At 56.1% G+C, this 21,638-nt stretch carries 22 protein-coding genes and 1 riboswitch; of the genes, 9 read left to right on the top strand and 13 right to left on the bottom strand.

The window, feature by feature from the left end; all coding sequences use genetic code 11:
- Positions 1–35: 35 nt before the first annotated feature.
- Entirely contained in the window at positions 36–851 is an 816-nt protein-coding gene (gene rlmA / locus IM290_RS14270; protein WP_015570301.1) for a 23S rRNA (guanine(745)-N(1))-methyltransferase, read from the top strand.
- Here rlmA and mntP read toward each other — a convergent pair.
- The 5 genes from mntP to manX all read right to left on the bottom strand — a co-directional run bounded on the left by mntP (position 848) and on the right by manX (position 5,002).
- A complete protein-coding gene (gene mntP / locus IM290_RS14265) occupies positions 848–1,414 on the bottom strand; it encodes a manganese efflux pump MntP (RefSeq protein WP_023296797.1) in 567 nt (188 codons plus the stop codon). The genes rlmA and mntP overlap by 4 nt on opposite strands.
- Before the next feature lies 1 nt (position 1,415).
- Positions 1,416–1,616: riboswitch (yybP-ykoY riboswitch) on the bottom strand.
- 198 nt (positions 1,617–1,814) lie between these two features.
- Positions 1,815–2,273 (bottom strand): DUF986 family protein, encoded by a 459-nt coding sequence (locus IM290_RS14260; RefSeq protein ID WP_193042400.1) that lies wholly within the window; start codon positions 2,271–2,273, stop codon positions 1,815–1,817.
- Positions 2,274–2,327: 54 nt separating this feature from the next.
- Positions 2,328–3,179, bottom strand: coding sequence for a PTS mannose transporter subunit IID (locus IM290_RS14255; protein ID WP_006810994.1), 852 nt, complete (start codon positions 3,177–3,179; stop codon positions 2,328–2,330).
- Between the two features lie 12 nt (positions 3,180–3,191).
- Positions 3,192–3,992, bottom strand: coding sequence for a PTS mannose transporter subunit IIC (gene manY / locus IM290_RS14250; protein WP_003859914.1), 801 nt, complete (start codon positions 3,990–3,992; stop codon positions 3,192–3,194).
- A gap of 47 nt (positions 3,993–4,039) precedes the next feature.
- Positions 4,040–5,002, bottom strand: coding sequence for a PTS mannose transporter subunit IIAB (gene manX / locus IM290_RS14245; protein WP_017384327.1), 963 nt, complete (start codon positions 5,000–5,002; stop codon positions 4,040–4,042).
- A gap of 462 nt (positions 5,003–5,464) precedes the next feature.
- Here manX and yoaE point away from each other — a divergent pair, with 462 nt between their 5' ends.
- On the top strand, positions 5,465–7,024 hold the full coding sequence (gene yoaE, locus IM290_RS14240; RefSeq protein ID WP_006810992.1) for a CNNM family cation transport protein YoaE: 1,560 nt from the start codon (positions 5,465–5,467) through the stop codon (positions 7,022–7,024).
- A gap of 6 nt (positions 7,025–7,030) precedes the next feature.
- On the opposite strand, the gene IM290_RS14235 is transcribed toward yoaE, so the two are convergent.
- The 4 genes from IM290_RS14235 to pabB form a co-directional block, all read right to left on the bottom strand.
- Entirely contained in the window at positions 7,031–8,629 is a 1,599-nt protein-coding gene (locus IM290_RS14235) for an EAL domain-containing protein (protein ID WP_193042401.1), read from the bottom strand.
- 129 nt (positions 8,630–8,758) lie between these two features.
- The gene (gene sdaA / locus IM290_RS14230) at positions 8,759–10,123 is read right to left on the bottom strand and encodes an L-serine ammonia-lyase (protein WP_045907225.1); all 1,365 of its coding nucleotides are present in this window, start codon (positions 10,121–10,123) and stop codon (positions 8,759–8,761) included.
- Between the two features lie 184 nt (positions 10,124–10,307).
- Positions 10,308–10,886 (bottom strand): CoA pyrophosphatase, encoded by a 579-nt coding sequence (locus tag IM290_RS14225; protein ID WP_032671651.1) that lies wholly within the window; start codon positions 10,884–10,886, stop codon positions 10,308–10,310.
- Positions 10,883–12,217: an aminodeoxychorismate synthase component 1 gene (gene pabB / locus IM290_RS14220; RefSeq protein ID WP_193042416.1), complete on the bottom strand. Its 1,335-nt coding sequence runs from the start codon at positions 12,215–12,217 to the stop codon at positions 10,883–10,885. The genes IM290_RS14225 and pabB overlap by 4 nt, the downstream gene beginning before the upstream one ends.
- A gap of 61 nt (positions 12,218–12,278) precedes the next feature.
- Here pabB and IM290_RS14215 point away from each other — a divergent pair, with 61 nt between their 5' ends.
- Positions 12,279–12,461 (top strand): YoaH family protein, encoded by a 183-nt coding sequence (locus IM290_RS14215; RefSeq protein ID WP_003859925.1) that lies wholly within the window; start codon positions 12,279–12,281, stop codon positions 12,459–12,461.
- 5 nt (positions 12,462–12,466) lie between these two features.
- On the opposite strand, the gene IM290_RS14210 is transcribed toward IM290_RS14215, so the two are convergent.
- Positions 12,467–12,811, bottom strand: a complete 345-nt coding sequence (locus IM290_RS14210; RefSeq protein WP_045911200.1) for a RidA family protein — start codon at positions 12,809–12,811, stop codon at positions 12,467–12,469.
- A gap of 133 nt (positions 12,812–12,944) precedes the next feature.
- Here IM290_RS14210 and IM290_RS14205 point away from each other — a divergent pair, with 133 nt between their 5' ends.
- The 5 genes from IM290_RS14205 (at position 12,945) to rnd (ending at position 19,324) form a co-directional block, all read left to right on the top strand.
- Positions 12,945–14,855 (top strand): ATP-dependent DNA helicase, encoded by a 1,911-nt coding sequence (locus tag IM290_RS14205; protein WP_023303884.1) that lies wholly within the window; start codon positions 12,945–12,947, stop codon positions 14,853–14,855.
- Between the two features lie 66 nt (positions 14,856–14,921).
- A complete protein-coding gene (tsaB, locus tag IM290_RS14200; protein WP_015570308.1) occupies positions 14,922–15,617 on the top strand; it encodes a tRNA (adenosine(37)-N6)-threonylcarbamoyltransferase complex dimerization subunit type 1 TsaB in 696 nt (231 codons plus the stop codon).
- 37 nt (positions 15,618–15,654) lie between these two features.
- Positions 15,655–16,236, top strand: coding sequence for a Slp family lipoprotein (locus tag IM290_RS14195; RefSeq protein WP_023303883.1), 582 nt, complete (start codon positions 15,655–15,657; stop codon positions 16,234–16,236).
- Positions 16,237–16,439: 203 nt separating this feature from the next.
- Complete coding sequence (fadD, locus tag IM290_RS14190) at positions 16,440–18,125, top strand: long-chain-fatty-acid--CoA ligase FadD (protein WP_017693264.1); 1,686 nt, start codon at positions 16,440–16,442, stop codon at positions 18,123–18,125.
- A gap of 83 nt (positions 18,126–18,208) precedes the next feature.
- Positions 18,209–19,324, top strand: coding sequence for a ribonuclease D (gene rnd, locus IM290_RS14185; protein ID WP_193042417.1), 1,116 nt, complete (start codon positions 18,209–18,211; stop codon positions 19,322–19,324).
- Positions 19,325–19,410: 86 nt separating this feature from the next.
- Here the strand turns inward: rnd and minE are convergent, their stop codons facing one another.
- Genes minE through minC form a run of 3 tightly spaced genes read right to left on the bottom strand, consistent with a single transcriptional unit; the run spans position 19,411 to position 21,223 of the window.
- Positions 19,411–19,677, bottom strand: coding sequence for a cell division topological specificity factor MinE (minE, locus tag IM290_RS14180; protein WP_003859937.1), 267 nt, complete (start codon positions 19,675–19,677; stop codon positions 19,411–19,413).
- A 3-nt stretch (positions 19,678–19,680) separates the two neighbouring features.
- Positions 19,681–20,493 carry a septum site-determining protein MinD gene (gene minD / locus IM290_RS14175; protein WP_003859938.1) on the bottom strand — a complete coding sequence of 271 codons (813 nt, stop codon included), beginning with the start codon at positions 20,491–20,493 and terminating at the stop codon, positions 19,681–19,683.
- Between the two features lie 22 nt (positions 20,494–20,515).
- The gene (minC, locus tag IM290_RS14170; RefSeq protein WP_015570311.1) at positions 20,516–21,223 is read right to left on the bottom strand and encodes a septum site-determining protein MinC; all 708 of its coding nucleotides are present in this window, start codon (positions 21,221–21,223) and stop codon (positions 20,516–20,518) included.
- A gap of 123 nt (positions 21,224–21,346) precedes the next feature.
- Between minC and IM290_RS14165 the strand changes: the two genes are divergently transcribed.
- Complete coding sequence (locus IM290_RS14165) at positions 21,347–21,622, top strand: YcgL domain-containing protein (RefSeq protein WP_032653932.1); 276 nt, start codon at positions 21,347–21,349, stop codon at positions 21,620–21,622.
- Positions 21,623–21,638: the final 16 nt, after the last annotated feature.

The following is a 21,638-nucleotide window of genomic DNA, read 5'->3' as shown; positions in this document are numbered from 1 at the left end:
TACACTTCGCCTTTTGGTTTACGCTTGGAGCTGTCATGTCTTTCAGTTGTCCCCTTTGCCACGCGCCGCTGACGCGCGCGGAGAAAACGTTTATCTGTCCACAGGGACATCAGTTTGACCGGGCGAAAGAGGGCTATGTAAATCTTCTGCCGGTACAACACAAGCGCTCCCGGGACCCGGGTGACAGCGCGGAGATGATGCAGGCGCGCCGGGCGTTTCTCGATGCCGGGCACTATCAACCGCTCAGGGATGCCGTTGTCGCCTTACTCCGTCAATATCTGACAGAAGGCGCATCCGCCATGCTGGATATCGGCTGCGGCGAAGGTTACTACACCGCCACGTTTGCTGACGTGGCGGCTGAGAAGGGTGCCGAAACTTTCGGGCTGGACGTGTCGAAAGTGGCTATCCGTGCGGCAGCCAAACGCTACTCAGCGGTAACGTTCTGCGTGGCCTCCAGCCACCGCCTGCCGTTTGAGGAAGCGAGTATGGACGCCGTGGTGCGTATCTATGCGCCGTGCAAGGCAGAGGAGCTGGCGCGCGTCGTTAAGCCTGGCGGCTGGGTTATCACCGTCACGCCAGGGCCGCGTCATCTGCTGGAGCTAAAAGGGCTGATCTATGATGAAGTTCACCTGCATGCGCCGCACTCTGAACAGCTGGCGGGCTTTGCGTTAAAGCAGGCGCAGTCGGTAGCGTATGAAATGACGTTGCAGGGAAGTGAAGCAGTGGCGTTACTGCAAATGACGCCGTTTGCGTGGCGGGCAAAACCAGAGGTGTGGGAAACGCTGGCAGCGCAGACAGAATTTCGCTGCCAGACGGATTTCAGCATCCATTGCTGGCAGCGCGAAGGTTAACCCGCGAAGTGTGCCCAAAGGATTTGGGCACCAATCCCGATCAACACGATACCGCCCAGAATTTCGGCTCGTTTGCCTAACAGCGGGCCAATGAACCGACCCACCATCATCCCCAGCGTTGACATGATCAGCGTGGCGCAGCCAATCGCCAGCGCGGTGGCGATAATATTGACCTGCAAAAACGCCAGACCGACACCCACGGCCATTGCATCCAGGCTGGTTGCGATGGCGGTTGTCACCAGAAGCCAGAAGCCGTGGCGTTGCAGCGGCGCATCATCTTCATCGCCGTTACCACGAAAGCCTTCAATCACCATGCGTCCGCCGAGGAACACCAGCAGCACGAAAGCAATCCAGTGATTCCACTCCAGCACGAACTGGCTGGCGAGCATCCCCAGACCCCAGCCGATAAGCGGCGTCAGCGTTTCGATAGCACCAAAGATGAGACCGGTACGCAGTGCGTCGGAAAATTTAGGTTTATGGAGGGTGGCACCTTTACCAATAGAGGCGGCAAATGCGTCCATGGACATGCCAAAAGCCAGAAGGATCGTAGCGGAGATATTCATAAGAGCGTCCAGACCGGGGATATCCATATGACACATCACTGCCCCCAGTAAACAGCAGTTGATGTATCTATGGTCTCGCCTGATTGCTTTTGGCACAGTAAGTGTGCTGAAAACGATCCGTACGCGCCACGTTTTTCAACGAGTATGTTGACACGTACATTTCCCGCAGGCAGGAAATCGGCTACTCCCCAACGACGGGCGCAACCTTAACATATTTTGAGAATATAAAACAACAACGAAGATGGCTTTATATAGCCACTATGTTGATAACGATTTTCATTTAGATTTATGCGTGAAAATGTCGTTAACAAATATAAGGCAATTAACAGAGGAGATATAGCACCGGCTATATTGCTGGTTTAAGAATAATGCAATATATAGCCGATGCTATAATATTAACTCATTGAGTTTTAACGAGTAATTTGTATATCTTTTCCAGGTCATCAATATTTTTGACCCGGATGAGCAGGCGGCGTTGTTCTAATTGCATCACCAGAACCCCGTCTTCGGATAAATTCATCTCTTTAATACGGTTATATTCTATCCAGACATTGGCGAAGAAGAATCCGTGTTTTTTAAAAATGAGTTTTGGCGAGCGGATCCAGAACAGGTAAATCGCCATTAATGCCAGCGCACATAATAACCATGTGGTTAATATTGCGCCGTGGCTGGTCACATTATTGTAAATCAGGATGACTACCAGACCGGCGAAGATAAACGCATCAATGCGTCCACGGCGTAAGAGGGGAAGGGTCAGCAGCGTCTCGCCGTGGCGGCGAGGCATAATGAACTCGTCATAGATCGCGTAAGCCATAAGGGCAACAATAAATAAAACCAGTACGGTGTCCGTGACAGTCATTCATCCTCCAGATAAAAAGACCGGGGGCAAGCCCCCGGTCGGTAACGCATTTTATTACAGACCCAGCAGGCCGACGGCGTAGCCCGCGATACCGATGACGAAGAAGCCAACGATGATCCACAGCGGGTTCACTTTCTTACGCAGCAGCCACATACAGGCGAAGGTTAACAGCAGCGGTACCAGGCCCGGCATCAGCTGGTCCAGAATCGTCTGCACGGTGGTAACGCGCGTCTGACCATCCTGACCAGTGATCGTCGATACCACCAGCGGGATGTTCACGTGCGTCCACTTGTTAACCAGCGCCCCCATTACAAACAGGCCGAGGATTGACGCCCCCTCAGTCAGTTTTTGCAGGAAGCCGCCGCCCATATCCTTAACGATATCCACCCCTTTACGATAACCGTACGCCACGCCGTAGTAACGGGTCAGCAGACGCACCGCGTTGAACAGGATGAAGAACAGCAGAGGACCGAGCAGGCTGCCGCTCATGGCGATCCCGGCGCCCAGCGCCGCAAAGACCGGCCGCACGGTACCCCAGAAGATCGGGTCGCCCACGCCTGCCAGCGGCCCCATCAGACCAACTTTGATACCGTTGATGGCACCATCGTCGATCTCAGCCCCGTTCGCACGCTGCTCTTCCATTGCCAGCGTCACGCCCAGAACCGGCGCCGCAACATAAGGATGGGTGTTGAAGAATTCCAGGTGACGCTTAATTGCCTGACGGCGTGCTTCGTTGTTTTCCGGATACAGGCGTTTGATGGCCGGCACCATGGAGAAGCAGAAGCCGAGCGCCTGCATACGTTCGAAGTTCCATGAACCCTGAAACAGGTTAGAACGGATGAACACGCCACGAATATCACCCGGAGTGAGTTTTTTCTCAGTGGTAGTTTTTGTCATATCAACCATTTCGCTCACCTGTTAGTCCAGTTCGTTATCGAGATCGTTGTTACCAGCAGCCTGCGCAGGGGCACCCGCGACACGGTTGTATTTCGGGCTGAGCTGGATATAAAGAATCGCCATCACCGCACCAATCACACCCAGCGCAACCAGGTTGAAGTTGGTGAACGCAGCGGTAACGAAGCCAAGGTAGAAGAATGGCATCAGGTAGCCCGCGCGCATCATGTTGATGACCATCGCATAACCGACCACCACGATCATACCCCCGGCGATATTCAGACCGCTGGTAACCACTTCAGGGATCGCATTCAGCATGCCCTGAACTTCGCTGGTACCGACAGAAATCGCCACGATAACCGCAGGGATTGCGATACGCATCGCTTGCAGGAACAGGGAAGAAACGTGGATCCAGGAGAGCGCGGTGAGGTTGCCGTTTTCGGCCGCCTTATCCGCCGCGTGCTGGAAGGCAACGGTAATAGTACGGACGATAATGGTCAGCACCTGACCCGCTGCGGCCAGCGGGATGGCCAGCGCGATACCGGCACCAATACTCTGATGACCAGCGATAACCAGAACGGTTGAAATAATGGACGCCAGCGCGGCATCTGGCGCAACTGCCGCACCGATGTTCATCCAGCCGAGGGCGATCATTTCCAAAGTACCACCGATGATGATACCGGTTTTCATGTCACCGAGAACGGCGCCAATCAACGTACAGGCCACCAGAGGGCGGTGGAACTGAAATTCATCAAGTACGGACTCCATACCCGCAATACATGCGACGATGAACACCAGCACAATCTGAAGAGTAGTAATCTCCATTGCACTTCTCCTATTACATAAGCTCTATATGAAAAACCGGCCCGGGCTTATTTCCCCACTTTGCCGATCAAATCCATCATTTTCAGTTTCTGGTCCGTGGAAACCTTACGGGCTTCCAGTTCGATACCGCGTGCATTCAGTTTGTTGAAGGCCTCGATATCTTTCGCATCCACTGAAATCGCGTTGTTGACCTGCGTTTTGCCCTGACGGAATGCCATACCGCCAATGTTAACGGAGGTGATTTTCACGCCGCCTTCAACAATGCGTTCGACGTCTGTCGGGTTGGTGAAGAGAAGCATCACGCGCTCACCCGCATATTTCGGGTTGTTGTAAACGCGGATCATTTTGGCGACATCCACGACGTGCGCGGTGACGCCCGGCGGTGCAACCTGGGTAAGAAGGGTTTTACGGACAGTGTCGGCGGCCACTTCATCACTGACCACGATGATGCGTTGTACGTTGGTCTCTTTGGTCCAGCGTGTTGCCACCTGGCCGTGGATCAGACGGTCATCAATACGCGCAAGGCCGATAACCATATAATCGTTCGGACCCATTGGCTTCGCCGGTGCTGCCGCCCTTGGTGCAGCAGGGGCAGGTGCCGGTTTTTCAACCGGCTGCGCTTTCAGCGCCTTCACGCCTTCGCGACCGGTTTCCACCGCCAGTGCCACCAGTTCATCAAAACCTGGGTTGTCGTCACGCGCCATGAAGGTTTCCACCAACATCGGGATATTCACCCCGGCGACGACTTCATAATGCTCTTTATCGACGACAATGCGGCTGGCAGCGTTGAACGGGCTGCCGCCCCATGTATCCACGAGAAACAGCACGCCTTTGCTGGTATCCAGCTTCTCAAGCTGAGCAGTGTATTTTTCAATCAGCGTCTCGGCATTTTCACCGGGAACGAAATCGATCCAGCCGACGTTTTCCTGCTCGCCCAACAGCATTTCTGCCGTTTTGAGTAACTGCTCCGCAGCCCAACCATGTGTGCCTATGACAATAGCAATGGTCACTTGCTACCTCCTTTTATTATCATGTATACGTCTGCCAGGCAGGCGTACTGAGAATCGTATTGGCGAACCGAATCGATTCAGATAAGGGTTAGAGTTCAAAAAACTAAGACTTCCGCGAATTATTTTAGATAGTGAAAAAATAATTTATGTGATGAAGATCCGTAATTTAGCTACGCCTTACAGATTTTTCTTTAAGTTAATCCGCGTGTGTTACAGAAGTTTGCAAAGGAACGTAAATCTTTGCTAAAAACCAATTGTCTCTGATATGTTTAGCGTCCGTTTAATTATTCAGGAGTATAGGGCTACAGCCCACTATATGGACCGTCACCGACGTCAGTCATCTTCCAGGCCATTCCGCGCCTTATTCATCGGCGATCTTCGCCACGCATCGACTCTCATTCCCTTTGAAATGCCCGAAATTAGCGGGGCACCGTTTTGTCATTCCTTTAGCAGGAGCGTGTCATGGAATTCTTAATGGACCCGTCAATCTGGGTAGGCTTGCTTACGCTGGTCGTGCTGGAGATCGTTCTCGGTATTGATAACCTGGTGTTTATCGCCATCCTCGCGGATAAGCTGCCGCCGAAACAGCGTGATAAAGCCCGTCTGATCGGCCTCTCGCTGGCGCTGATCATGCGTCTGGGCTTGCTGTCTGTGATCTCGTGGATGGTTACCCTGACGAAGCCGCTGTTCACCGTCATGGATTTCACCTTCTCCGGCCGCGATTTAATCATGCTGGTGGGGGGACTGTTCCTGCTGTTCAAAGCCACAACAGAGCTGCATGAACGGCTGGAGAACCGGCAGCACGATGATGGTCACGGTAAGGGTTACGCCAGCTTCTGGGTGGTTGTTCTCCAGATTGTGGTGCTTGATGCGGTCTTCTCACTGGATGCGGTGATTACGGCGGTCGGCATGGTGAATCATCTGCCGGTGATGATGGCGGCGGTGGTGATTGCGATGGCGGTAATGCTGCTGGCGTCGAAACCGCTGACGCGTTTCGTCAACCAGCATCCGACGGTCGTTGTGCTGTGTCTGAGCTTCCTGCTGATGATTGGTCTGAGCCTGGTGGCAGAAGGGTTTGGCTTCCATATTCCGAAAGGCTACCTGTACGCCGCGATTGGCTTCTCGATTCTGATCGAGCTGTTTAACCAGATTGCGCGCCGTAACTTTATTAAGCAGCAGTCGAATCAGCCGCTGCGAGCCCGTACCGCAGATGCGATTCTGCGACTGATGGGCGGACGTCGTCAGGTCAACGTGCAGGCTGATAACGAGAACCGTAACCCGGTTCCGGTGCCGGAAGGCGCGTTTGTGGAAGAAGAACGCTACATGATCAACGGCGTGCTTTCGCTGGCTTCCCGCTCCCTGCGCGGCATTATGACGCCGCGCGGTGAGATCAGCTGGGTGGACGCCAACCTGAGCGTCGACGAAATTCGTCAGCAGCTGCTCTCCTCGCCGCACAGCCTGTTCCCGGTCTGCCGGGGTGAGCTGGATGAGATTATCGGTGTGGTACGCGCGAAAGAGATGCTGGTGGCGCTGGAAGAGGGCGTTAACGTCGAGGCCGTAGCGGCCGCGTCGCCCGCCATCGTGGTACCGGAGACGCTGGATCCGATCAACCTGCTGGGCGTATTGCGTCGTGCCCGCGGGAGCTTTGTTATCGTCACCAATGAATTTGGTGTGGTACAGGGCCTGGTGACGCCGCTGGACGTGCTGGAAGCCATTGCCGGTGAATTCCCTGATGCGGATGAAACCCCGGAAATCGTTGCCGACGGTGACGGCTGGCTGGTGAAAGGCACCACCGACCTGCACGCGCTCTCGCACACGCTGGGCGTCGAAAACGTGGTCAATGATGATGAAGACATTGCCACCGTCGCGGGGCTGGTGATTGCCGTTAACGGGCAGATCCCGCGTATTGGTGATGTGCTGGAGCTGCCGCCGCTGCAAATTACCATCGTCGAAGCCAACGACTATCGCGTTGATATGGTGCGTATTGTTAAAGAGCACTCTGCACACGACGAAGAAGAGTAACGCTATCTAGCGTAACGGCAGTAAGGGCACGATGTGTCCGTTGTGACGGGCTGGCGGAGAGTGACTTTCCGCCAGCCATTTCGGAAACTCGCGCAGCGGCATTGGCCGCGCATACAAGTACCCCTGCAAAATATGTACGCTGTGACGGCGCAGGTAGCGTGACTGCTCCTCGGTTTCCACCCCTTCCGCAACCAGTTCAATATTCAGCCGCTGACCCAGCGCAATAATAATATCCGTTACCGTTGAGTTCACGGCGTCGGTGCCGATCGCGGTGGTGAAGGATTTATCAATTTTCAGCACATCCGGATGCAGTTTTTCTAGCCATGAAAGTGAGCTGTTGCCGGTACCAAAATCATCAATCGCAAGTTTCACCCCTTTGCGGTGCAGCTCCCGCACGATGCGGTAATCCACATCCAGCAACGCATCGCGTTCGGTTAACTCCACGATCAACTGTTGAACAGGGCTGGCGTTAAACCAGATGCGGTTGAGATCCTGGATCAGCGCAGCGCGGCGAAAATGGCTGGCGGCCACGTTAATGCCGATATGGAAATCGCGCGAGGCCGGGAAATAGCCTATCTGCCGCACCGTTTCGCTGATGACGTAGCGGGTAAGCGGAACAATCAGGTTATGTTCTTCGGCCAGAGGGATAAAGACATCGGGCGAAATCCATCCCTGACGCGGGTTGTTCCAGCGCAGGAGGATCTCGACGCCGACGCATTCCCGGGTGCGGGCATTCACCAGCGGCTGGCAGAAGAGCTCAAACTCCCTGGCCGCAATTCCCATATTAATTTCCCAGGTGAAACTGATGCGCCGCGCGGTGGCGAGCCAGGCGATATAGCCCATCAGTAAGCTGAGCATCAACGCCAGCGGCAGCTGGGTGGGCAGATTTTTCAACGCCATTTCGCCAGGCCCGGGGCCGCTCACCGTGACGCTGAAAGGGTAATGTTGTGACGATTGTTCCAGCAGGGAGGCGTTGTCATCGAAGGTCGGCGTAGTCGTCACCTGTTGCCCGTCGCGGAGGAAGTTATCTCCTACTCTCAGGACAACGTCGGTGATCTGCGGCCGCTGCGGCTCAAGAATCATTTTAGTGATGAGATCGATATTCACCACCTCCATCACCCCGTCGTTGCCGTCGCTCGCGAGGGGAGACCACTGAATCAGTACCGGGCTGCCTTTTACCAGCCACCGATCGGTCAGCAGCAACAGCCTGGATTCACTGACCGGCAGCTCCGGCACAAACTCACTGACGGGCACATTACGGCTGCCAAAGACGCTTGAGCAATACAGTATTCCGTCTTGAATGAGGGCGATGGAGCGTACGGTCTGGAGGATCGCCGCCTGTTTTCGCAGGATCAGATTTGCTTCGGAACAGGGTATGCCAACCAGTGAAAGTAGCGTTTCCCGCTGGGCTTCTAACGAAAGAAGCACCTTATCAAGCGCATGCACGGTGTGGTGGGTAAAGTCGTGGATCCGATCCTGATTTATGTTGCGCTGTGAAATAAAGCGAATACCCAGCGTCAGGACGAGCGTAACGAGCGCAACCGCGACACAGACGATAACGCGTTTTCGGCGATAGTCTTTAATGATCGTTTGTGCAGTTTGCATGAACGGTCGCCTGTTAAGCACCGGCCGGAAAAGCCAGACGCAACAGTGACAGTGTAGTGGGGAATACGTGAAGCGACGAGACGAGAGGGGAAAATTCGCCCATCCGTTGCAGATGGGCGAAAGGAAGGCTTAGTCGCACTGCACCTTAATGGCCAGACCGCCGCGCGAGGTCTCACGGTACTTCGCGTTCATGTCCTTGCCGGTTTCGTACATAGTTTCAATAACCTTATCCAGCGACACGCGTGGCTCGCTGGTACGGCGCATCGCCATACGCGAGGCGTTGATCGCTTTGACGGAGGCGATGGCGTTACGCTCAATGCACGGCACCTGCACCTGGCCGGCAACCGGGTCACAGGTCAGACCAAGGTTGTGCTCCATGCCGATTTCCGCCGCTACGCACACCTGCTCAGGGCTGGCGCCCAGCAGCTCCGCCAGGCCAGCCGCCGCCATGGAGCAGGCTACGCCCACTTCACCCTGACAGCCCACTTCAGCACCGGAGATAGACGCATTCATCTTGTACAGCGTGCCGATAGCACCTGCCGCGAGGAAATAACGGATATAGATGTCCGGCGTCACGGGCTCAATAAAGTGATCGTAATAGGCCAGCACCGCCGGAACGATACCGCACGCGCCGTTGGTCGGAGCCGTCACCACGCGACCACCCGCTGCGTTCTCTTCGTTAACCGCGAGGGCAAACATGTTCACCCAGTCGACCACGTTCATTGGGTCATTGGAGAACTTGTCGGTAGTGACCAGCATGCGGCGCAGCGCAGAGGCACGACGCGGTACGCGCAGTGGCCCAGGCAGAACACCCTCGGTGTTCATCCCGCGGTCAATACAGGCGCGCATGGTTTGCCACACGTTAGCAAAATAGTCTTCGATCTCTTTCTTGCTGTGCAGCGCCAGTTCGTTCTGCATCACCATGCCTGACAGGGACAGACCGGTCTCTTTGCAGTAGCCCAGCATCTCGGTGGCCGATTTAAACGGATAGGGCACATTGACGTCGCCCGCGCTCTCTTTACCAAAGTGTTCTTCGTCAACGATAAAGCCGCCGCCGATGGAGTAGTAAGTTTTGCTGTAGATCTCTTTTTCGCCACTCCAGGCGTGGATGGTCATGCCGTTTTCATGCAGCGGCAGGTTGTCGCTACGAAAACGCATCCCGTCATCCTGCGGGAAGTCCACTTCGTGCTGGCCGTTAGCCAGCAGCAAACGACCGCGCGTTTCCACGTCGCGGATAAATGCCGGAATGGCATCAATATCAACTGTGTCCGGCATATTGCCCGCCAGACCCATAATAATGGCGATATCGGTGTGGTGGCCTTTACCCGTTAATGACAGTGAACCGTAAACGTCTACGGCGACACGGGTAACGCTTTCCAGTAATCCTTTTTCGACCAGATCATCGACGAACTGTTTACCGGCCTTCATCGGCCCTACAGTGTGGGAAGAAGATGGACCAATCCCCACTTTGAACATGTCGAATATACTAATCACTTTCACACTCCTGACAGGGTTACTGGGGTTCCAGTAACGATGTTATAACTGCGCATAGTGTAAGAGGGAACACCAACCTCGGCTTAACTATTCACATGAATTAAACTAATGGTTAACGATGGTTTTGCTAATAGCGCGACGCCGATCGCAAACCTGCCAGAAAAGGGTGGAATGTAAAGTATAGTCAAGGCTTCAGGCCGATTTGCAGGGCCAGCTCACGAATGATGCCTGCCGTCATGCCCCAGACAAAATAATGCTGATACCACGACAGCCAGACCCGATGATCGTGTCCGCGGCGGTGAATATCCAGCGGGTGATAGCGACCCAGACGAAGGGCCTCTTCCAGCGGCATTTCGAATACCGCTGAAACTTCATCGACGCTGGCGTGATACTGAAGATCGGGCGGAATAATGCCAACGACCGGCGTAACCTGAAAACCGGTTACGCTGTCCACTGGCGGCAGCACGCCGATCACCTCGACCGTCTCCGGGGGGATCGCCACTTCCTCATGCGCTTCGCGCAGTGCGGCGGCAATCAGGGATGCATCGGTGCTGTCCACCGCGCCGCCCGGGAACGCAACCTGACCGGCGTGTTTTCGCATATGCGGTGAGCGCTGGGTAAGCAACAGACCCGGCTGCTCACGACGCACGACCGGGATCAGCACCGCCGCCTGACGTTGATTCAGCGTGGCGCGGTTAACCTGGGGCCGCAGAAGCTGAAAGCGCGACAGAAAATCATCCAGCGTCAGGTTGTCTTTCTTCACCGTGAGTTCTCCAGTTGTTTCAGGATACGATTCACTTTATCAAAGGTTTCCTGATATTCCGCCTCCGCCTGGCTGTCGGCCACAATGCCACCGCCTGCAGAACAGTACAGGTTACCGTCGCAGGCCGTCAGGGTGCGAATAGTGATGCTGGTATCCATGGTGCCGCACAGACTCACATAGCCGATGCTGCCGCACCAGACGTTGCGGCGATGCGGTTCCAGTTCGTCGATGATCTCCATCGCCCGGACCTTCGGCGCGCCGGTAATGGAGCCGCCCGGAAACGCGGCGCGGAGCAGATCGCAGGCGGTTCGCGAGGCCGGCAGACGTGCGGTGATGGTGCTGACCAGATGATGCACCGCCGGGAATGGCTCCACGACGAACAGCTCCGGCACGCGCACGCTGCCCGGCTCGGCGACGCGGCCAATATCATTGCGCATCAGATCGACAATCATCAGGTTTTCAGCGCGATCTTTCGGCGAGGCCGCCAGCGTCTCCGCCTGCTGACGGTCGGCGTCGGCATCGGCAAGGCGCGGCAGGGTGCCCTTTATCGGGCGGGTCTGAATCATACCGTCAGCCAGGTGAATAAAACGCTCAGGCGAAAGGCTGAGGATGGCGCCGTGTTCAAGGCGTAAAAATGCGCTGAACGGGGCCTTATTGCTGGCATTGAGGCGGGTAAACGCCTGCCATTCGTCTCCCTCGTATGCCGCCTGGAAACGCTGGGCGAGGTTGACCTGATAACAGTCGCCGCTGTGAAGATACGCCTGCACGCGGGAGAATTTTTCCGCGTATTCCTCCGCGCTCATGTTCGAGCGCCAGCCGGAGGTTAGCATAAAGCGTTCCGGGGCGGCGGGCCGTTGCGCCTCAAGCCAGGCCAGACGCGCTTGCACGTCCCGGTGGCTTAGCAGAGAAACCGTCTGCTTACGGTGATCCACGATCAGCGCCCAGTCATACAGCCCCACCGCCATATCCGGCAGGGAAATATCCGCCTGCGCATGCTCGGGCAGCTTTTCGAAACGGCGACCCAGATCGTAACCAAACAGGCCCAGCGCGCCCCCCTGGAAAGGCAGATCCGGATCCGGTGTGGCAGAAAAGCCCAGAGCATGGATCTCGTTCTGGAGCCGCATCAGCGGATCGTCCGTTGGCGACAGCGCATCGGTCGTCAGCGTTTTAACCGGGTCGGCCACCAGAATGTCAAAGCGGCTGTAGGGATGATCCGCATGCCCGGAGTGCAGGAGCATCGCAAAAGGCAGGTGGCTCAGACGGGCAAACCAGAACTCGGCGGCGTCTGCACGCCAGGGCAAGGTCATAACAGTGGGGAAGCGCATGTTCATGTATGGCATACTACCGGGCAGCGTGAAATAATTAGCGCGAATAATTTAGCAGGAGTTAACGATGTTTGCAGGTTTACCTTCTCTCAGCCATGACCAACAGCAGAAAGCCGTTGAACGTATTCAGGAGCTGATGTCCCAGGGGATGAGCAGCGGACAGGCAATTTCCCAGGTCGCGGAAGAACTTCGCGCCACCCATACCGGCGAGCGGATCGTGGCGCGCTTTGAGGATGAAGATGAAGAATAACCGGCTTACACTGCCGCGATAATCTTGATCTCAACCTTATATTCCGGTTTCATCAGCGTGGCCTGTACGGTGCAGCGTACAGGCGCGTGACCCGCCACCACCCACGCATCCCAGGCTTTATTCATCGCCGCGAAATCGTCTTTATTCGCCAGAAAAATCGTCGCATCCAGAATGCGGGATTTGTCGCTGCCCTGTTTTTCCAGTACGGCGTCGATCTGCGCCAGGGTGTTGGCGGTCTGCTCGAAGGCGTCGGCGTGCAGATTGGCAGGGACGCCGGTGTAGTACAGCGTCTGGTTGTGGATCACCACATCAGACCAGCGGGCTTCGGCATCAATGCGCGTAATTGTCATAAACGTATCCTCGTTATCTTTCGTCGTCAGGCGGCAAGACTGCCATAATGTTCCGCCGTCGTCACTATTTGGGGTGGCACCGGAGAGAAGGGGCTGACATAATCCCTGTGCAAAAATACAGTGAGAGAACACCGTGGCAGACGATTTTTCCCCAGAAGGTCAGTTAGCACAGGCTATTCCCGGCTTTAAACCGCGCGAACCCCAACGTCAGATGGCGCATGCCGTCGCGCACGCCATCGACAAGGCGCAGCCGCTGGTCGTGGAGGCCGGCACCGGTACGGGGAAAACGTATGCTTACCTCGCTCCTGCGCTGCGGGCGAAAAAAAAGGTGATCATCTCTACGGGATCAAAAGCGCTCCAGGATCAGCTCTACAGCCGCGATTTACCCACGGTGGCGAAAGCGCTGAAATACAAAGGGCGTCTGGCCTTGCTGAAAGGGCGTTCTAACTACCTGTGTCTGGAGCGTCTTGAACAGCAGGCGCTGGCGGGCGGCGACCTGCCGGTACAAACCCTGAGCGATGTGATCGTCCTGCGCGCCTGGGCCAACCAGACGGAGGAGGGGGATATCAGCACCTGCGCGAGCGTGCCGGAAGACTCCCCGGCCTGGCCGCTGGTGACCAGCACCAATGACAACTGCCTCGGCAGCGACTGCCCGCTGTATAAGGACTGTTTTGTGGTGAAAGCGCGTAAAACCGCGATGGACGCCGACGTGGTGGTGGTGAACCATCACCTGTTTCTTGCGGATATGGTGGTCAAGGACAGTGGTTTCGGCGAGCTGATCCCGGAGGCGGAGGTGATGATCTTCGATGAAGCCCATCAGCTACCGGACATCGCCAGCCAGTATTTTGGTCAGTCGCTCTCCAGCCGTCAGCTTCAGGATCTGGCGAAAGATATTACCATTGCCTATCGCACCGAACTCAAAGATACCCAGCAGTTGCAGAAGTGCGCGGACCGCCTGGCGCAATGCGCACAGGATTTCCGCTTACAGCTTGGCGAGCCGGGCTATCGCGGCAACCTGCGCGAACTGCTCGCAGACAAAAATATCCAGCGCGCGCTGCTGCTGCTCGATGATGCCCTTGAACTCTGTTACGACGTGGCGAAGCTGTCCCTCGGACGTTCAGCGCTGCTGGACGCCGCTTTCGAGCGCGCCACGCTCTACCGTGGGCGGCTGAAGCGGCTGAAAGAGATCAACCAGCCGGGCTATAGCTACTGGTACGAATGTACCTCGCGCCACTTCACCCTGGCGCTCACGCCGCTGACCGTTGCTGATAAATTCAAAGAGGTGATGGCGCAAAAGCCCGGCACCTGGGTCTTTACCTCGGCCACGCTGTCGGTCAATGACGATCTGCACCACTTTACCGAGCGCCTCGGCATTGAGCAGGCGGAATCCCTGCTTCTGCCGAGCCCGTTCGACTATGAGAAACAGGCGCTGCTGTGCGTGCCGCGCAATCTGCCGCTGCCTAACCAGCCGGGCGCGGCGCGCCATCTGGCGGCCATGCTGAAGCCGATGATTGAGGCTAACAACGGGCGCTGCTTTATGCTCTGCACCTCACACGCCATGATGCGCGATCTGGCCGAGCAGTTCCGCGCCACCATGACGCTACCGGTGCTGTTGCAGGGGGAAACCAGTAAAGGCCAGCTGCTCCAGCAGTTTGTCAGCGCCGGTAATGCCCTGCTGGTGGCGACCAGCAGCTTCTGGGAAGGGGTGGACGTGCGCGGCGATACGCTCTCGCTGGTGATTATCGATAAGCTGCCGTTCACATCGCCGGACGATCCGCTCCTGAAGGCGCGCATGGAGGATTGCCGTCTGCGCGGGGGCGATCCGTTCGACGACGTCCAGCTGCCGGACGCGGTCATCACGCTTAAACAGGGGGTAGGGCGACTGATCCGCGACGTCACCGACCGCGGGGTGCTGGTGATCTGCGACAACCGCCTGGTGATGCGTCCCTACGGCGCGACCTTCCTCGCCAGCCTGCCGCCCGCGCCGCGCACGCGGGATATTAAACGCGCTGTCCGCTTCCTGGCGAACCCGACGGCGGAGTAATTCTTCCCGGAGTGTGTTAAGATGCGCGCCATTTTGTGACTGACCATTGCGAGAGCGCGACGACTGATGCGAATTCTGGCTATTGATACCGCGACAGAGGCCTGTTCCGTTGCCCTGTGGAACGACGGTACGACTTTTGCTCATTTCGAAGAGTGCCCACGGGAACACACCCAACGTATTCTGCCCCTGGTAAAAACCATTTTAACCGAGGGCAACACCGCCCTGACTGACCTCGACGCGCTGGCCTACGGCCGTGGTCCGGGCAGCTTTACGGGCGTACGTATCGGGATTGGCATTGCGCAGGGGCTGGCGCTGGGCGCTGACCTGCCGATGATCGGCGTCTCAACGCTTGCGACCATGGCTCAGGGCGCCTGGCGCATGACCGGCGCCACCCGCGTGCTGGCTGCAATTGATGCCCGCATGGGGGAAGTCTACTGGGCGGAGTACACCCGTGACGAAAACGGCGTCTGGCACGGCGAAGAGACGGAAGCGGTGCTTAAACCTGAAGCCGTCACCGGGCGCCTGAAACAGCTCTCCGGTGAGTGGGCGACGGTCGGAACCGGCTGGCCGGCATGGCCTGAGATGGCGAAGGACACCGGCCTTACGCTGGTGGACGGTAACATGCTCCTGCCCGCCGCAGAAGATATGTTGCCGATTGCCTGTCAGCTACTTGCCGCAGGAAAAACCGTGGCGGTTGAACATGCTGAACCGGTTTATTTACGAAACACCGTCGCGTGGAAGAAACTTCCTGGCCGCGAGTGAATCTCAGTAACAGGAACTGAGAAAAAGGAGTCGCATCATGGCGGTTCAGACTAAAGTTGTACGCTTTCTTATGGCAGGCGCGGTTGCCATAGCACTGAGCGGGTGCGTCACCGTTCCTGATGCGATCAAGGGCACCAGCCCGACGCCACAGCAGGATCTGGTACGCGTGATGAATGCCCCGGAGCTGTATGTCGGGCAGGAAGCGCGGTTTGGCGGCAAAGTGGTAGAAGTGATAAACCAGCAGGGTAAAACCCGACTGGAGATTGCCACTGTCCCGCTGGACGACGGCGCGCGGCCTGTTCTGGGTGAAGCCTCGCGCGGGCGGATCTACGCTGACGTCAGCGGCTTCCTCGATCCGGTAGATTTCCGCGGGCAGCTGGTGACCGTCGTCGGGCCGATTACCGGTTCGGTGGCGGGGAAAATCGGCAATACGCCATACAAATTTATGACCATGCAGGTGAACGGCTACAAACGCTGGCGTATCGCCCAGCAGGTGGTGATGCCGCCACAGCCAATCGATCCGTGGATGTGGGGACCGCATCCGTATCGTTACGGCTACGGTGGCTGGGGTTGGTACAATCCAGGCCCTGCACAGGTTCAAACAATCGTAACTGAGTAACTTACTGTTATTGTTAGGAAAGAGACAGCGGCTCAGCCGCTGTCTCTGTTTTTTTACGGATATAACGAAAAAAAAGAGTGACGCGCTTCGCAACCTGCAATCTGAACAATTAATAAACTGGTACGCTGAGTTAATATAATGTTAACAAACTGTTTATTATCGGGGCTGTGATGACGACGAACACTCATTTCAGAGGTGATGCATTGAAAAAGGTTTGGCTTAACCGTTATCCCGCGGATGTCCCTGCGGAGATCAATCCTGACCGTTATCAATCCCTGATTGAATTATTTGAACACTCGGTACGGCGTTACGCTGACCAGCCTGCATTTGTGAATATGGGCGAAGTGATGACCTTCCGTAAGCTGGAAGAGCGCAGCCGGGCGTTTGCAGCCTATTTACAGGAAGGGTTGGGCTTGCAGAAAGGGGATCGCGTCGCGCTGATGATGCCAAACCTGCTGCAATACCCGGTGGCGCTGTTCGGGATCCTCAGGGCAGGGATGATCGTGGTTAACGTTAACCCGCTCTATACCCCGCGCGAGCTGGAACATCAGTTGAATGACAGCGGCGCGGCGGCGATTGTGATTGTCTCCAACTTTGCCCACACGCTGGAAAAAGTCGTTGAAAGAACCCAGGTTAAACACGTCATCCTGACGCGCATGGGCGACCAGCTCTCTACCGCGAAAGGTACGCTGGTCAACTTTGTCGTTAAATACGTTAAGCGGCTGGTGCCGAAATACCACCTGCCGGATGCCATCTCTTTCCGCCGCGCCCTGCATGCGGGCTACCGGATGCAGTACGTGAAGCCGGAGATCGTGTCTGAGGATCTGGCATTTCTGCAATACACGGGCGGTACCACCGGCGTGGCGAAAGGGGCGATGCTGACCCACCGAAATATGCTGGCGAACCTTGAGCAGGTTAATGCCACCTACGGGCCGCTGCTGCACCCGGGCAAGGAGCTGGTGATCACCGCGCTTCCGCTGTATCACATTTTTGCGCTGACCATGAACTGCCTGCTGTTTATTGAGCTTGGCGGTCAAAACGTATTGATCACCAACCCGCGCGACATTCCGGGGCTGGTCAAAGAGCTGGCGAAATACCCGTTCACCGCCATGACCGGCGTGAACACCCTGTTTAACGCGCTGCTTAACAATAAAGAGTTCCAGCAGCTCGATTTCTCCACGCTGCACCTCTCTGCGGGTGGCGGGATGCCGGTTCAGCAGGCGGTTGCCGAGCGCTGGGTGAAACTCACCGGGCAGTATCTGCTGGAAGGCTATGGCCTGACGGAGTGCGCCCCGCTGGTCAGCGTTAACCCGCATGATATCGACTATCACAGCGGCAGTATCGGTCTGCCGGTCCCGTCGACGGAAGCAAAACTGGTAGATGATGAGGATAACGAAGTGCCTCACGGTGAGCCAGGGGAGCTGTGCGTCAGAGGGCCGCAGGTGATGCTGGGCTACTGGCAACGTCCGGATGCCACGGATGAGATCATCAAAGACGGCTGGCTGCACACGGGCGACATCGCGGTGATGGATGACGAAGGCTTCCTGCGCATCGTCGATCGCAAGAAAGATATGATCCTGGTGTCAGGGTTCAACGTCTATCCGAACGAAATCGAAGACGTGGTGATGCAGCACAGCGGCGTGCTGGAAGTAGCGGCGGTGGGCGTTCCCTCCGGCAGCAGCGGTGAAGCGGTGAAGATATTTGTGGTCAAGAAAGATCCTTCTCTGACCGAGGATGCGCTGATAACGTTTTGTCGTCGTCAGCTGACGGGCTATAAAGTGCCGAAGCTAGTGGAATTCCGGGATGAGCTGCCGAAATCCAACGTCGGGAAGATATTACGACGAGAATTACGTGACGAAGCCCGTGCCAAAGTGGACAATAAGGCCTGAGCTTCACGTTAATCGCCCAGACGCCGGTTAAGCCGGCGTTTTTTATGGGCGCAAACAAAAGAGAGTCCGATTTGAATTACCAGATGATCACTACCAACGACGAGCTGGCTTCGCTGTGCGAGGTGACGCGTGAATTTCCCGCTATCGCCCTGGATACGGAATTTGTCCGCACCCGAACGTACTATCCGCAGCTGGGTCTGATTCAGATGTATGACGGCAAAAACGTGTCGTTGATTGACCCCCTCGGCATTACCGACTGGGCGCCAATGCGCGAGCTGTTGCTGGATGCCGCCGTGACCAAATATCTGCACGCGGGCAGTGAAGATCTGGAAGTCTTTCTCAACACCTTTGGCATCATGCCGCAGCCGCTGATTGATACCCAGATCCTCGCGGCGTTCAGCGGTCGTCCGCTCTCCTGGGGTTTTGCGGCGATGGTGGAAGAGTACACCGGTCTGACGCTGGATAAGAGCGAATCGCGTACCGACTGGCTTGCGCGCCCGCTGACGGCGCGTCAGCTTGAATACGCCGCGGCAGACGTCTTTTATCTGCTACCGATTGCCGGCCAGCTCATGAAAGAGGCTGAGGCGTCCGGTTGGCTGTCTGCCGCACTGGACGAGTGCCGCATGACGCAGCAGCGTCGTCAGGAAGTGGTTGATCCGAAAGAAGCCTGGCGTGACATCACCAACGCCTGGCAGCTGCGCACCCGTCAACTGGCCTGTCTGCAATTGCTGGCTGACTGGCGTCTGCGTAAAGCGCGTGAGCGCGATCTGGCGGTTAACTTCGTGGTGCGTGAAGAACACCTGTGGGCGGTGGCGCGCTATATGCCGGGTAGCCTTGGTGAGCTGGACAGCATTGGCCTTTCCGGAAGTGAGATCCGTTTCCACGGTAAAACGCTGCTCGCGCTGGTAGAGAAAGCTCAGCAGCTGCCAGAGGACGCACTGCCAGAACCGCTGCTTAACCTGATGGATATGCCGGGCTACCGCAAGGCGTTCAAAGACATCAAAGCGCTGGTGCAGACGGTGGCGGGGGAAAGCAAACTGAGTGCCGAACTGCTGGCTTCACGTCGTCAGATTAACCAGCTGCTGAACTGGCACTGGAAGTTGAAACCGCAAAATGGTTTACCGGAACTGGTCGCCGGATGGCGGGGGGAACTGATGGCCGAACGCCTGAATACCCTGCTGGAAGGGTATCCGCGCTAAAGAATTGTAGCCCCGGTAAGCGCAGCGCCACCGGGGAAATTGCCGGGCGTCGTGATGCTTACCCGGCCTACAAAACCACAAATGGATTAACGCGACTCTTCCGCTTCCGGAAGCGTCACGTTCAGCTCCAGAATCGAAATATCCCCGTCTTTTTGCTCCAGCTGAACGGTGACCATTTCCGGGTCAATCTGCACGTATTTGCAGATCACTTCCAGAATGTCTTTGCGCAACTGCGGCAGGTAGTGCGGTTCGGCGTCGCTACGACGACGTTCCGCCACAATGATTTGCAGACGTTCTTTTGCGATGTTGGCGGTGCTTTTTTTCCGCGAGAGAAAAAAGTCCAGTAATGCCATAACTTATCCTCCGAACAGGCGTTTGAGGAAACCTTTCTTCTCTTCTTCAATGAAGCGGAAAGGACGTTCTTCTCCCAGCAGACGGTCAACGGTATCCGCATACGCTTTACCTGCGTCTGCCTGTGTATCCAGGATCACGGGCTCGCCCTGGTTAGAGGCGCGCAACACGGACTGATCTTCCGGGATCACGCCAACCAGTTTGATGCGCAGGATCTCCAGCACGTCTTCCATGCTCAGCATGTCACCTTTGTTCACACGGCCCGGGTTGTAGCGGGTTAGCAGCAGGTGCTCTTTGATTGGCTCCTGGCCATTTTCCGCACGGCGGGATTTCGAGGCCAGAATGCCGAGAATACGGTCGGAGTCACGTACTGACGAGACTTCCGGGTTGGTGGTGATGATGGCTTCATCCGCGAAGTAGAGCGCCATCAGCGCGCCGGTTTCGATACCGGCCGGGGAGTCGCAGACCACGAAGTCGAACTCCATCTTTTTCAGATCGTCGAGCACCTTTTCCACGCCTTCGCGAGTCAGCGCGTCTTTATCACGGGTCTGAGACGCCGGAAGAATGTAGAGGTTCTCGGTACGCTTATCTTTAATCAGCGCCTGGTTAAGGGTGGCATCGCCCTGAATGACGTTCACAAAGTCATACACCACGCGACGCTCGCAACCCATGATCAGGTCCAGGTTACGCAGACCGATATCGAAGTCAATTACGACGGTTTTCTTTCCCTTCTGGGCCAAACCAGTAGCGATGGCCGCGCTGGAGGTGGTCTTGCCAACGCCTCCTTTACCCGAAGTCACAACAATAATGCGTGCCATAGAAATTCCTTGTTAAAAGGGATCAATTTAACGGTTGAACGGTCAAAGCGTTATCTGCCAGTTGCAGACGGGCCGCTTTGCCATAAAATTCGGCTGGGATTTTATCGCTCAGCCAATATTCACCTGCGATAGACACCAGTTCTGCCGTCAGGTGAGTACAAAAAATTTGTGCTTCTCGATCGCCGCTGGCGCCCGCAAGCGCACGCCCACGCATCATACCGTAAACGTGAATATTGCCATCTGCAATCAGTTCTGCGCCCGCACTGACGTGACTTGTAACAATCAGATCACAGTTTGGCGCATAAATGCGCTGACCGGAACGAACCGGCAGATCAATCAATCGCGTTTTTGTGACTGGGGCTACATTTTGCGCCGGAGGCGGGGGAGCGGGAACGGTTGCAGGCGTTGCACGCGGGGCTTTTTCTTTGCCCTCGTTTAACAAGGGCAAACCCGCGCGTTCAATTTCGGCTTTTAACTCTGCGTCTTTGCAGCCGCTAATACCCACGATGCGCAACCCCGTGGAGACGACGGCCTGCTGGAGTCGCTTCCAGTTAACCGGCCCCTCAAGGTCGCTTACATTGACGACGACAGGAGCATGCTTAAGAAAAGCGGGAGCCTGCGCGATTTTGTCTTCTAACGCCTGACGAATAACCTCGGGTTTTGCATCATGCAAATGAACCACTGATAAGGTGAAGCTACTGCCTTTAAGCTCGATGGGCGTATTTGACATCCTGGCCTTACTCAATTTGCTATTAACCGCAACACATCGCCGCGATATTCCGAAGAGTATCAGGCATGTTATAGTCAGGAGTATATTGAGGCAAGCAACCACCCATTAATTCAGAGTAAAAACATGTTTTGTGTGATCTACAGAAGTACCAGCCGCGACCAGACCTACCTTTATGTCGAAAAGAAAGACGATTTTTCCCGCGTGCCTGAAGAATTAATGAAAAGCTTTGGCCGACCGCAGCTGGCGATGCTGCTGCCGCTGGACGGCCGTAAGAAGCTGGTGAACGCCGATCTTGAGAAAGTCAAAAAGGCGTTAATCGAGCAGGGCTATTATTTACAGCTTCCGCCGCCACCGGAGAATTTATTAAAACAGCATCTTGAGGTGAGCGGAAAGAAATAAGCCCGGGTCCTTCCGG

The sequence above is a fragment of the Enterobacter cloacae complex sp. S1 genome, from assembly GCF_014930525.1.
GTDB lineage: Bacteria > Pseudomonadota > Gammaproteobacteria > Enterobacterales > Enterobacteriaceae > Enterobacter > Enterobacter hormaechei_C.
This window is presented reverse-complemented; position numbering and strand designations above follow the sequence as displayed.

Coding starts and splice junctions, on each gene's coding strand:
- IM290_RS14195 (WP_023303883.1), top strand. CDS start 15,655: ATGGCGGTTCAGACTAAAGTTGTACGCTTTCTTATGGCAGGCGCGGTT.
- mntP (WP_023296797.1), bottom strand. CDS start 1,414: ATGAATATCTCCGCTACGATCCTTCTGGCTTTTGGCATGTCCATGGAC.
- IM290_RS14260 (WP_193042400.1), bottom strand. CDS start 2,273: ATGACTGTCACGGACACCGTACTGGTTTTATTTATTGTTGCCCTTATG.
- IM290_RS14255 (WP_006810994.1), bottom strand. CDS start 3,179: ATGGTTGATATGACAAAAACTACCACTGAGAAAAAACTCACTCCGGGT.
- pabB (WP_193042416.1), bottom strand. CDS start 12,217: ATGAACATGCGCTTCCCCACTGTTATGACCTTGCCCTGGCGTGCAGAC.
- minE (WP_003859937.1), bottom strand. CDS start 19,677: ATGGCATTACTGGACTTTTTTCTCTCGCGGAAAAAAAGCACCGCCAAC.
- yoaE (WP_006810992.1), top strand. CDS start 5,465: ATGGAATTCTTAATGGACCCGTCAATCTGGGTAGGCTTGCTTACGCTG.
- IM290_RS14210 (WP_045911200.1), bottom strand. CDS start 12,811: ATGACAATTACGCGCATTGATGCCGAAGCCCGCTGGTCTGATGTGGTG.
- minC (WP_015570311.1), bottom strand. CDS start 21,223: ATGTCAAATACGCCCATCGAGCTTAAAGGCAGTAGCTTCACCTTATCA.
- IM290_RS14215 (WP_003859925.1), top strand. CDS start 12,279: ATGTTTGCAGGTTTACCTTCTCTCAGCCATGACCAACAGCAGAAAGCC.
- rlmA (WP_015570301.1), top strand. CDS start 36: ATGTCTTTCAGTTGTCCCCTTTGCCACGCGCCGCTGACGCGCGCGGAG.
- IM290_RS14165 (WP_032653932.1), top strand. CDS start 21,347: ATGTTTTGTGTGATCTACAGAAGTACCAGCCGCGACCAGACCTACCTT.
- minD (WP_003859938.1), bottom strand. CDS start 20,493: ATGGCACGCATTATTGTTGTGACTTCGGGTAAAGGAGGCGTTGGCAAG.
- rnd (WP_193042417.1), top strand. CDS start 18,209: ATGATCACTACCAACGACGAGCTGGCTTCGCTGTGCGAGGTGACGCGT.
- manY (WP_003859914.1), bottom strand. CDS start 3,992: ATGGAGATTACTACTCTTCAGATTGTGCTGGTGTTCATCGTCGCATGT.
- IM290_RS14235 (WP_193042401.1), bottom strand. CDS start 8,629: ATGCAAACTGCACAAACGATCATTAAAGACTATCGCCGAAAACGCGTT.
- tsaB (WP_015570308.1), top strand. CDS start 14,922: ATGCGAATTCTGGCTATTGATACCGCGACAGAGGCCTGTTCCGTTGCC.